Source organism: Bradyrhizobium neotropicale, from assembly GCF_001641695.1.
Classification (GTDB): domain Bacteria; phylum Pseudomonadota; class Alphaproteobacteria; order Rhizobiales; family Xanthobacteraceae; genus Bradyrhizobium; species Bradyrhizobium neotropicale.
Map to the genome: position 1 here is coordinate 1 of NZ_LSEF01000077.1, position 11,179 is coordinate 11,179.

General features: G+C 58.5%; 6 protein-coding genes and 1 pseudogene. 3 read left to right on the forward strand and 4 right to left on the reverse strand.

The window, feature by feature from the left end; genetic code table 11:
- Window positions 1-31 precede the first annotated feature (31 nt).
- A complete protein-coding gene (locus tag AXW67_RS24870) occupies window positions 32-1,300 on the reverse strand; it encodes an IS256 family transposase (protein WP_063679989.1) in 1,269 nt (422 codons plus the stop codon).
- Window positions 1,301-2,481: 1,181 nt separating this feature from the next.
- On the opposite strand from AXW67_RS24870, the gene AXW67_RS40820 reads away from it, so the two are divergent.
- Complete coding sequence (locus tag AXW67_RS40820) at window positions 2,482-3,099, forward strand: GNAT family N-acetyltransferase (RefSeq protein WP_082908036.1); 618 nt, start codon at window positions 2,482-2,484, stop codon at window positions 3,097-3,099.
- Between the two features lie 124 nt (window positions 3,100-3,223).
- Window positions 3,224-3,401: pseudogene (locus AXW67_RS44280) on the forward strand (P-type conjugative transfer ATPase TrbB); the annotation flags it as partial.
- A gap of 121 nt (window positions 3,402-3,522) precedes the next feature.
- Here AXW67_RS44280 and AXW67_RS24875 read toward each other — a convergent pair.
- From AXW67_RS24875 to AXW67_RS24890, 3 genes are all read right to left on the reverse strand, one after another.
- A complete protein-coding gene (locus AXW67_RS24875) occupies window positions 3,523-5,679 on the reverse strand; it encodes a peptidase domain-containing ABC transporter (protein WP_063679990.1) in 2,157 nt (718 codons plus the stop codon).
- A gap of 28 nt (window positions 5,680-5,707) precedes the next feature.
- Window positions 5,708-6,772, reverse strand: coding sequence for an HlyD family secretion protein (locus AXW67_RS24880; RefSeq protein WP_430641437.1), 1,065 nt, complete (start codon window positions 6,770-6,772; stop codon window positions 5,708-5,710).
- A 2,945-nt stretch (window positions 6,773-9,717) separates the two neighbouring features.
- Window positions 9,718-10,848, reverse strand: a complete 1,131-nt coding sequence (locus AXW67_RS24890) for an IS630 family transposase (protein WP_063675747.1) — start codon at window positions 10,846-10,848, stop codon at window positions 9,718-9,720.
- A gap of 38 nt (window positions 10,849-10,886) precedes the next feature.
- Between AXW67_RS24890 and AXW67_RS24895 the strand changes: the two genes are divergently transcribed.
- On the forward strand, window positions 10,887-11,168 hold the full coding sequence (locus tag AXW67_RS24895; RefSeq protein ID WP_063675745.1) for a LexA family protein: 282 nt from the start codon (window positions 10,887-10,889) through the stop codon (window positions 11,166-11,168).
- Window positions 11,169-11,179 lie beyond the last annotated feature (11 nt).

Below are 11,179 nucleotides of genomic sequence, written 5' to 3' on the forward strand. Positions count from 1 at the left end.
GAGCTATGCGGAATTTTGGGTGACGAGGCGATCAGGCGGCGTGGTTTGCCGGCACTTGGATAACCTCGATGCCGTCGTTGAATCTGACACCTGCGATGAGCTTCGGCAACTGATTTGTGCCCTTGAGCCGTCGCCAGGTTTTTGATGCAGCCATGACCAGCTTGAACACCATCAGCCTGGCGGTGGTCGGCGACAACGAACCCTTGGTGCGCACCGTCCGGTGCCGCACGGTGGCGAACACGCTCTCGATGGGATTGCTGGTGCGCAGGTGATCCCAATGCTCGGCAGGAAAGTCGTAGAAGGCCAGCAGGACGCTGCGATCCTTGACCAGACATTCGACCGCCCGACCGTACTTGGCACGGTATTTCTCGGCAAAGACGTCGATCGCTGCTTCGGCGGACGCCCGGTTCGGCGCCCAGTAGACCTCGCGCAGGTCCTTCTTCATGGTGGCCTGCACCGAGAGCGGGACCTTGTCGAGGACATTCACGGTCTTATGCACCCAGCAGCGCTGGTGCCGCGTGCCTGGAAAGACCTCCTCGAGCGCCTTCCAGAAGCCGAGCGCGCCGTCGCCGACGGCAATTTCGGGCGCGATCTGCAATCCGCGCTGTTTGACGTCGATCAGGAGCTCACGCCAGCTCTGCGCGCTCTCCCGCACCCCGACCTGGAAGCCGATCAATTCCTTCTTGCCTTCCGGCGTCGCGCCGATCAGCACTAGCATGCACTCGCCGTGGTCTTCCATGCGGGCCTGCAGGAAGACGCCATCGGCCCACACGTACGCATATCGGCGCGCCGACAGATCGCGCCTCTGCCAGCGCTCGTACTCGCCTTGCCACTCGGCCGTCAGCCGGGACACCACCGCGGGCGATAGGTTCGGCGCGTCCTTGCCCAGCAAGGCCGTCAGCGCCTCCTGGAAATCGCCGGTCGAAAGGCCGCGCAGGTAGAGCACCGGCAACAGCGCATCCAGGCTTCGAGTCCGCCGTGCCCACAGCGGCAGGATCGCCGAGCTGAACCGGATCCGCTCGCCATCGCCGGCCGCTCCGCGATCCCGAATCTTCGCCCGCGCCACCTCGACCGGGCCGATGCCGGTCGCAATCGTTCGCGCCGGGCCGTAACCATGCCGCACGACACGGGCGCGTCCGTCGGCAAGCTTCAAATCCTTCACTGTGGCAAGAAAGGTCTCGACTTCGGCCTCGACCGCCTGCGCCAGAAGCTGCCGCGCACCGGCGCGCAGGATATTGGTCAGTGGATCATCGATCTCGTCGGGCTGACGCAGCGCGACAATGTTGCTAGGCTCGTTCATGGCGTATCGCTCTCCTTGAGAGGTTCTGGCAGGCTCGACACCCGCCTCGATACGCCGCCTATCTCAGGCCGTCATCACCCACTTTCCCGCATAGCTCGCCCTTGCGGAAGCAGGAGCGTATGGATGCAGCGATTTCGTTCCTTCGGAGCCAACACTTCGTCTTAGTCTCCTCGGTAATTTGAAATCTCTTCGTCTTTGCGCATCGCAAGATGCACATCCATCGTATTCGCGCTATTTCAAGCCGCGGCCGACACCAGGCTTGGTTGCGTGAACTGAAAATCCCCTAGGTTCTTGCATGAAGCATCGTGACAGCCAAATAGGAGCGAAAGAAGCGTCGACTGGTTTTGTTCAATGAAATGAGACGTGTCAGATCGCGCGGGCAACCGAACGCGGTGACCGCCAGCGCTTTCGTCCAAGCTGTGCATTTTCAAAAAGCAACCATCTGAAGGCGAGTAGAACGGCACGGCTGCCGGACGGGCGCTCAACTACCAATGTTGCTAAACGCGGCTCCGGCTGGCAGGTGCATTCCGTGCTCCAAAAGCATTTGTAGAAAGCTCACAGGCAGACTCAACGATGGCAGGTCTGGCGGAGCTCTGGAAGAATTCTCGGTAAGCCACTGAAATGGGGCTTGTTCGCTAGAGCTTCTACCCCAACTGGCGTTGGCGCGAGCGCGTATCCGCGCTCCAAATGTGGTCATCGTTGTGTGCGGGATTATCGCCTTTGGAAGACGACCGAAGACGTCAACCGGAGCTTTCATCGCGGGACAGGTCTCTCGGCTGGCCGCCTGTGCCTGAGGCGCTCAACATCCTCGGCAATGAGAGCCTGCTCGACCAGCCAAAATCCTGTCGCGCCGCCCAACACTTCTTCATGCGCCGTTCTTGTGCGTTACGACAACCCTCGGAGGACCGTCCGATGGACTAATTCAAATCGCGGGCCCGGCGAGATCGACGGGATCGCGAATTTCGAGCTGTCAGGTTTGGTAGTTGGATGGCAGCTTCAGCGATCCTAATGTCCGAACCAACCTTCATATCAAGCGCTGGAACTGTGGCGGGCTTATCGGTTTTGGTGGAGGCGTGGCTACCAAAGATCCCAAAACAGTGCCAAACGCAAGTTTGGCTCTGACGGCCGATGATTGACCCTTCTGATCGAGCGTGGTCTCGACAGAAACTGCGAGGCGTGGGATGGGCGAAGAAATTGCACACACTCACCTTTCGCAAACGTTTCGTGATATTGATGGTGCAGAGTTCACCATCGGGCAATTGACGCGGGAACTCGCAGTCGCCAACACGCGAGGCATTGTGAAATTGCACAATCAGATTCCCTTCCAATCTTGGACGGAGCGCGATGTCCTGGCTGAAGGTGATGAGCGGCGGGCTTATACGGATAAATGGACTTTCAGCACCGTTGCTTTTGCAAAATCCAAACGCCTAATCGGCTTCTGCTTCGGCTTTAGGGTCCATCGTGACGCGATCTACAAGGAGCCTGGAGTATATCTCCATCGGATGGCTATCGCCCCCGATATGATTGGAAGACGGATTGGAGCAATACTTTTGGCCGAAACGGCGCGCCGAGTATTTAGTCACATAGAGACAACAAGCTGTTTGGAGCCATTTTGGGTCTATGGTCAGACGAATGATGTCCCGAGTAATTCTCGAACTGTTCAATTCTATCACGATGCAGGCTATCAAGTCTTCGACCGTAAGCCGTACGCCGATCGGGTGGATCTGGTGATGAGAATGTCAAAAATTGACTGCGAAACATCGCGCCACGCACAACTTCGCGATGCACAAAGGACCTGAAAATAAGCGAAGATTGTTTGCCGGGTACACTGAATTCGGCAGCTAAGCGCGCGCGGGCGGAAATCATCGATGCATTCTTCTTCCGCCCTAACCGGCCGTTACCACTTGCGACCTCGGTGCGGAGGTCGGCGCGACGGACGCGGGTACAGCACTCGGTGCACTGCGTCGGCTCGAACAGCTTATCCAGGAAGCGGTCATCGTGGTCCTCGCGTGCCAACATCGCTGAAACAATCAACATCATCGCCGTGCTTTCAGGGCGAGACATTCTCACTGGACGCCGCGACGGGCGCTTAGGCCTGATTGCACATATTGACGTTCTCTCGCTCTTGCGAGTGACATGGTCACAGCGCTCCGACAGGTCGTCCCCGAGTCGGCTTCCCGGAGGCGGCCGGCAAAACTCTGCGATGATCCCACCTGAACCTGTCAGCTGGATCCGCTTTGCGCCCGCCACAACCGAGCGTAGGTGCCTTCAGCTGTCAGCAGTTCAGCATGCCTTCCCTCGGCAGCAACCCGGCCCTTGTCCAAGACCACGATCTTGTCGGCCCCGCAAATGGTGCTGAGGCGATGAGAGATAACGATGATGATCTTGCCGGCCCGACGCAGATCCTCGACCACTCCCAGGACAAAGGCCTCGGCGACGGGGTCGAGAGAAGAGGTAGCCTCGTCCAGGACGAGGATCTCCGGATCCCGGTACAAAGCCCGAGCCAACCCAAGGCGCTGCTTCTCGCCGCCGGAGAGGCGTACGCCGTTCTCGCCTAGATAGGCCTGGAGACCACCGGGCCAGCGCTCGATCACCTCCCGCAACCCGATTTGATCGCAGATTTGCAGGATCTTCTCGATGTCCGGCTCGAACTCGCCAAGGGCGATATTCTCGATCACCGAGCCCGAGAACACGTCGATCGATTGGGGTACCGCAGCAACAACCTTGCACAGGGATGCGGTCGAGAAGTCCTGGAGGTCATAGGGCCCGATCCGGATGCGTCCACCCTCAAGCGGGTAGACATTCTGCAACAGTGCCGCAAGGGAGCTCTTGCCTGAGCCGCTTTCCCCAACCACGGCGGTCGTCTTGCCGCGGCCGAAGGTGACGTTGATATCCTGGAAAAGGCACGGCTGCGCGCCATGGCGGAAGGTGACGTTTTCCATGCGGATGTCGCCTAGGTCGCACTGGGTGGCATCAATGCTGCCACCGCTCGCCGGCTCCAGGTCGAAGATTTCGAACAGGCGATCCGCCGCGATAAAAGCATCCTGAACGATCCGATTGGTTTGGATCAGACTGGCAATCGGCCGGGTGATATAGCCGAGCAACGTGTAGCAGGACAGCAGTTCGCCGGGCGTGACAGTCTGATCGAGCGCAAGCGTCGTCCCGAACCACATCAGCACGATCGTGAATAGGGTGGAGAGGAAGGTCGAGGCATTATCTCCGAAGACCGAAATGAGGCCGGAACTATAGACCGAGTGCAGCATCTTGACGAAGCGGGTCTCCATCTTGAGATTGGCGAAGCTCTCTATGGCGAACGTCTTGATCGTGGACACAGCTCCGAGCGATTCAACCAGTTGCGCCTCCAGATCGGCAGCATCCTCCATAATTGCGCGTTGGCGCTTCCTGTTCAGCCGGTTGATGGTCCAATAGACCAAGAGGTAGAGTGGGATAGAGGCCGCAACGACTAGGGCGATCTTCCACGAGTAGACGAACATCAGGGCGAACGAGAACAATATCACCAGCACGTTGACGAACATGGTGATCGAGACGTCGTTCAGGAAGCTCCTGATCTTCACCGCGTCGTTCATGCGGGCGACGATTTCGCCCATGCGCATGCTGTCGAAGAACTTCTGAGGCAGGCTTAGGATGTGATTGTAGTAGCCGAGGATCAGGTAGACATCGATCTTCTGGCCAGTTTGCAGGGTAAGCCGGTGTCTGAGGAGATCGATCAGGATCTGCGGCACCAGGATCAGCAGCATGGCAACGCTCATCAGGTTGAGCAGGTTGCGATTCCCCGCTGTGATCACATGATCGACGATCTTCTGGACGTAGATTGCCGTCGAGAGGCTGAGGATCGTCGTCACCAGCGCCCCGATGAGAGCCTGCGCCATCACCTCCCTATGTGGCGCAAGTAGGCGGGCGAAGCGGGCGAGGGGTGAAGTGGTTTCGTCGCGGCGCTTGAAGGCGTCAGCCGGAACCAGGAGCACCAGGACGCCAGTCCATTGCGCCTTGAAGTCCTCGTGCGACAGCTTGAGGATTTCGCCATAGGCGGGATCCATGACGGTGACCCACCGAGCATCGATGTTCTGGATGACGACGAAGTGGTGCAGGACCTCCTTGACGATGACGTGCGCGATGGCGGGCTTGGGAATCTTGTACAGGCTGTCGAACCCACCCTTTACGCCCTTGGCGATGAAGCCCAGCTTTTGAGCCGCTTGCGTGAGGCCCGACACCGTAGTGCCGGAGCGGTCGGTCGAGGCATACTGGCGGATGCGCGACAACGGCAGCTTGTAGCCATAGAAGGCAGCGACAGAAGCAAGACTGGCGGCTCCGCAATCGGTGATGTCGCGCTGCTTGCACTTGATCACCTTGCTTGACATGTCGGCTTGCTGTTCGAAAAATGAAGAATTAACGGGGCGCCAGGAGCGGATTGAGCCAATCGTCAACCTCAGTGTAGAGGAGTTGAAGGAGAGTGCGGTCGGCGACGAGGAAGCGGGCCCGCACGGTCATGCCTTTCTTCAGCTGACCCATCACCCCGCTTTTGAGAGCGAGGTAGCTGCGAGAGAGCGCGCAGCGGACCTTGAAGATCGGGGTCTTGTCGTGGAGGGTGAAGTCCTGGGCCACGTCGAGCACTGTTGCCTCGATGACACCCCATTGATTGTAGTTGAAGGCATCCACTTGGAGACGCACCGACTGGCCCGACCGAACGAAGCCGATGTCGTTGGGCGAGACGTAGATTTCCGCCACCAGCTCGCCGTCCGGCGAGATTCGAGCGACGGTTTGCCCCGCTTGGACGTAGCCGCCGACGGTGAGGCCGGAAAATTGCTCTAGAGCACCGGACACGGGGGCCCGAATGTGGGTCAGATCCCGTTCGTTCTCAAGCTGATGCAAGGTGGCTGTGAGTTCCTTCAAGCGCAGGTTCGTGTCGAAAAGCTGCTGGTTCCATTCGGCGGATTTGCGCCGGGCGAGAATCTCGCCTTTGACCTCGATGCTCTGGAGGACGAAAGTCTTATCGTCGACGGCCTTTGCGGGCGCTGCAGCAACGGAGACCAGTCGTTTGGCGCGATCGAGTTCTGCCGCGGCGTTACTGCGAGCATATTCGTTCTCCCGCAGCAGGTTGAGAAAGTGCAGCCTCTCGGCCGTGGCGGACTCGGTCAGGAGGCCGATCGGGTCCTTGGCCTCTGCGCCGAAGGAGATCAGGGTTTCGAGGTCATGGGCAAGATCACTCTTCGCGCGAATTTCGCCTGTAAGTGCCCGCAGCTTTTCCTCAACCACCTCATCATCGAGGGCGAGGATCTCTCGGCTCTGGGTAACCAGCTCGTTCTCAACGGCAAGGATACGCGAGATGCGGCCGGACACGGGCGCGATCAGGGGCGTCTTCTCGATGGTGGGGCGAATGACACCGGCACTTTGAACAGAGACTGTTATGGTGGTGAGTGGGAGCGACACCAATACTGCAACCACAGAAAGCATAACGATCTTGTAGATCGCCAAAGATCGTCCTGATCGCCGCGAGAGGATGCTCTCCGCGGTGTAGCTGACAATTTCAGGAGGAAGTAAGGTATCGGTCATGTCACAAGTTCATTGGTTATGACGATTAGCAGTTCCGATCGAAACTGCTAATCGGTATTCAGTATGGTGCCTGGAGAACTTGCGTCACTTACGCTCTTCAAATCTAGCGGTGCCCGTGAAACCGACGCGCTATAAGTCCGCCTGCAACGATTGCGGCCGCCACAAACCCGACCACCAGAATCGGCCACCCTCCCGAAGTTTCAGATGCCTCTTCAGGAGTTAATTCCGTTACACTATAGGCTGACATATCTGTCTCCATGGGTTCGTTTTTCATTCTTGACTTCTCTTCGAATGAGTAGTTCGTCGTGAGCGACGGCCGGTCAGCGGCTACTGTCGCCGCAAAGGAGGTAAACTCAAGTGTCGTGCCAACTGCGCAGGAAGAGCCCCACAAGAACCGTTCTGCATTTTGTTCAACGGCTTAACTGCGAGCGCGGCGGTACGCCGACCGAACATGACCGTGTCTCGAACGCGACAAACCCGACCGCAGGAGGCAACGCAAGTACGCGGGGAGAGCGGAAACGAGTAGATGAAGGCGGAACGATTCGGTTTTCTGGTGGGGCGAATGGCGCCGGTAGCCGACAATTTCAGAAGGATTAAGACATCGGTCGTGTCACGGGGGCGTTTCCTTATGACGATTAGCAGTTTCCATGGAAACTGCTAATCTGCAGAGAGAGGAGAGTTTATGCCACTTATTTGCCAAGTCGGATCCGTATTGCCCCTTCCGCTATAGTTGCAGCTGCAAGGCCTACCATCGTCACAATTGCGAAAGCTATTTCCCAAAAAATCCCCCCGAAGTGGCAGATGCCTCGTCAGAAGTTAGTTCGGTCACTCCATAGGCTGACATATCGGTCTTCATTATTGCTTCCTTTTCAGATGAAAAGATCAGTCAGCGATGCCGATTGGTAGCTCCTGCCGCCGCGAAGAGAGAGAAACTCAAGTTTCGTGCCAACCGGGCAGGAAGAGCCCCGAAGAACCGTGCGGCATTTTATCCAACGGCTTAACTGAGAGTGCGCGGGTACGCGGGCCGAACATCACCGTGTGGTGGACGCGACAAACTCAACGCAACTTGGCGCCCCGATCGGCATGCGAGCGGACTGGCAGCCGGACAATCTCGATTCGGTCTGTCACCTTATCCCCAATCACATTGCCGAGGCTCGTCATGGCAGCATTGCTTGTGTGCCGCGGCAGGCTGCCAGAAGCTGGAGAGCGTGCAAGCGCTTCACTCCCTCTTTGGTTTTCCAGCTGTGCCTCCAGGCTGAGCAAGCTAAGTTGTCAGTGAGTGCGTCCTGCCAGGCCTCCAGCTTGGCTCGCTCCGAGCGGGCTTAGGATTTCCAGGAGGTATTGATATACGAGTGCTCGGTCGGTATGGGCTCAAACTCCATCCGACCAAGACCCGCTTCGTAGACTTCGCGTTCAAACGCCCGGGTGGGCGTCATCCCGCAGGATAGGCGGGGGCGGGACGACAAATTATCCTGAATTCACGCGTGTATAAGGCTGCTTCTAGCCCCGCCACAACTCCCACAGTCGCCCAGAACCTCCCTCCCGAAGTTGCGGATTCTTCTTCAGGGGTTAGGTCCGTTACACCATAGGCTGACATATCGGTCTTCATTGTTGTCTCCTTTGCAAACGAGTAGATCGCGTCAGCGATGCCGGTCGGCAGTCGCCGAGGTCACGCGAGAGAGAAACGCAAGAGTCGTGCCAACGGCGAAAAAAAATTCGGAAGAACCGTTCTGTATTCTATTCAACAGCATAACTGAGGGGCAGCGGTGCGACGGCCGAACATCACGGTGTCGCGGACGCGACAAACCCGACAAGCGGGTAACGCAAGGTAGGAGAGCGGCGGCGAGTAGATGGTGCAGGCCCAGACTACGAAGAAGTTGCGATCCAGGAGGTCACTCGATGCGGTTGAATGTACTTGGCGTCCGCGCGCACGATCTATACGCGAGTGCGCGACACTGCCAGCTCGGACAATCTCTTCCTGAAATCGGTCGCGAATCTTCAGTCTGAACACCTCATCATCCTCAATCGCAATGCCAGTGTCGCTGGCTGCCAAAAGATTGAGAGCGTGCAAGCTCTTCATGCCGACATTGCGTTTTCCAGCTGCGTCTCCAAGCCGAGCAAGCTGGGTGTATCAGTGAACACATCCGGCTCGGCCCCAGTTTGGCGCGTCCCTCTATTAGGGCTTGGGATTTCCAGGGGTATCGACATACGAATGGCTCGGCGGTATGGCTCAAACTCCATCCGACCAAGATCCGCTTCGTAGACTTCCAATTCAAACGCCAAGGATGGCGTCATCTCGCGACAGCCGAAACCGCATTACTTTCTCGGCTTCCCGCATGAATGGGTCAAGGGAGGAAGAGCCCAACTGCAATGGCTGCTGCTAGGCCCGCCAAAACTGCCACAGCCGCCCAGAACCACCCTCCCGAAATTGCGGATGCTTCTTCAGGGGTCAATTCGACTACGCCATAGGCTGACATATCGGTCTGCATTGTTAGCTCCTTTGCAAATGAGAGCATCAGCCAGGGATGCCGGTCGGCAGCCGCTGCCGTCGCGAAAAGAGAGTAATTCAACCGTCATGCCAACCAGGAAAAAGCCCCAGAAAGGGCTGAACTGCGTGCGCGGCGGGAGAGCGGCAACGAGCAAGATCGTGCAAGTCCAGGACCATGAAGAAATAGCGATCCGGCGACGTCATGTTCATGCGACTGAATCTACTTGCCGCCCGCCTCGCGCGCTCTCGACCCCGAGGGCGCGGCGCCGCCATGTTTGCACTACTTATGTTCTAACCGCGCGTCCTTATTAGCCATTCCGCCCCTATAATGACAGCTGCAAGGCCTACTAGTGGTTCATCACAGTGGTTTTGACTCTTTGGCGGCAACTGGATAGGCGCGACCGAGTTTGGCGCGGGCTTTGTCGGTTGTGAACATCCATTTGATGCGGTCTCGCGCCTTGTTTCGCTGCCGTTGCCATGCTGCGATTTCTTTTCGAAGCCTTTTGGGATCGTCGATGCGACGGCCGAGACACTGGCGCTGCAGCACGCTGATCTCGCACTCGACCATATTGAGCCAGCTGGCGTGTTTCGGGGTGTAGTGGAACTCGAGGCGGCGCAGGATGCGACGGGCCTCGGCAGGCGCAAATGCCTGATATAGCGCGCCGGCCGTATGAATCGACAGATTGTCCTGCACCACACGGATGCAGGCGGCATTGGGATAGTGGACGTCGACGAGTTCGCGCATGCAGTGCGCGTAGTCGACCGCGGCGCGGTGGTCTGTAACCTTGACATTGCGCCAGCCGCGATGCGGATCGAAGGTGACGAAGAGATTGACGGTACCGTTGCGGCGATATTCGTAATCGTAGCGCTCGCGCTGTCCCGGTTGGGCAGGGATCGGCTGGCGTACCTCGCCGATCAGCTGGACTGGGGTCTCGTCGAAGCAAACCAGGGGCCGCTCGGGATCCGGCGCCTCGGCGTAGAGATCGAGCACATCCTCCATCCGGGCGACGTATTCGCCGTCGACATGAGGAATGCACCACATATCCCGGCGCCACGGCTTGAGGTCGTTGTCGGCCAGCCGGCGGCGCACGGTCTCGCCCGACAGGCTGGCGTGATCGGTGAGCTTGACCATCGCGTCGGCCAGCAATGTCAGCGTCCAGCGTTTGCGGCCGGCGGGCGGCTTGGCGCATGCCGTCGCCACCAGCAGGGCCTCTTCCTTGCCTGTCAGCTTGCGTTCCGCGCCCGGACGCGGCTCCTCACTCAAGGCCCGCTCCAGATTGCCTTCTACGAAACGGCGTTTGGTCCGGCCGACGGTGGAAAGGCTGACCCGGACGGTTCGGGCAATCTCCGCGTCGCAGCTGCCTGAATCGGCCGCCAGCACAATCTGAGCCCGTTTGAGTTTGCGGGCGGAATGCGTGCCGCCGCCGAGCATTGCCGTCAGTTCGTCCCGCTCGGCTTGGCTCAATTCGACCCGATAACGTACATTCATGCTTCGCCTCCTTGTCGGAGGCCGGGACGAATCCAGCTATGAGTCAAAAATCAGGCGCGCACTTCACCGAGAAGCAGGGACACTATCTCGCTTTCATCCATACCTACTCGTACATGTTCGGACAGCCGCCCGCCGAGGCCGACATCCAGCGGCATTTCCGCGTCAGCCCGCCGTCAGTCCACCAGATGATCCTCACCCTCGAACGCAACGGGTTCATTCGTCGCCAGCCCGGCGTCGCTCGAAGCATCGAGATCCTCTTGCCACCCGAAAAGTTGCCTATCCTCGGATGGCTCGGTATCAAAACGTCAAAATCACTGTGATGAACCACTAG

Bases quoted from the DNA above. Each gene is read 5' to 3' on its own strand.
- AXW67_RS24870 (WP_063679989.1), bottom strand. From the start codon at position 1,300: ATGAACGAGCCTAGCAACATTGTCGCGCTGCGTCAGCCCGACGAGATC.
- AXW67_RS40820 (WP_082908036.1), top strand. From the start codon at position 2,482: ATGGGCGAAGAAATTGCACACACTCACCTTTCGCAAACGTTTCGTGAT.
- AXW67_RS24875 (WP_063679990.1), bottom strand. From the start codon at position 5,679: ATGTCAAGCAAGGTGATCAAGTGCAAGCAGCGCGACATCACCGATTGC.
- AXW67_RS24880 (WP_430641437.1), bottom strand. From the start codon at position 6,772: ATGCTTTCTGTGGTTGCAGTATTGGTGTCGCTCCCACTCACCACCATA.
- AXW67_RS24890 (WP_063675747.1), bottom strand. From the start codon at position 10,848: ATGAATGTACGTTATCGGGTCGAATTGAGCCAAGCCGAGCGGGACGAA.
- AXW67_RS24895 (WP_063675745.1), top strand. From the start codon at position 10,887: ATGAGTCAAAAATCAGGCGCGCACTTCACCGAGAAGCAGGGACACTAT.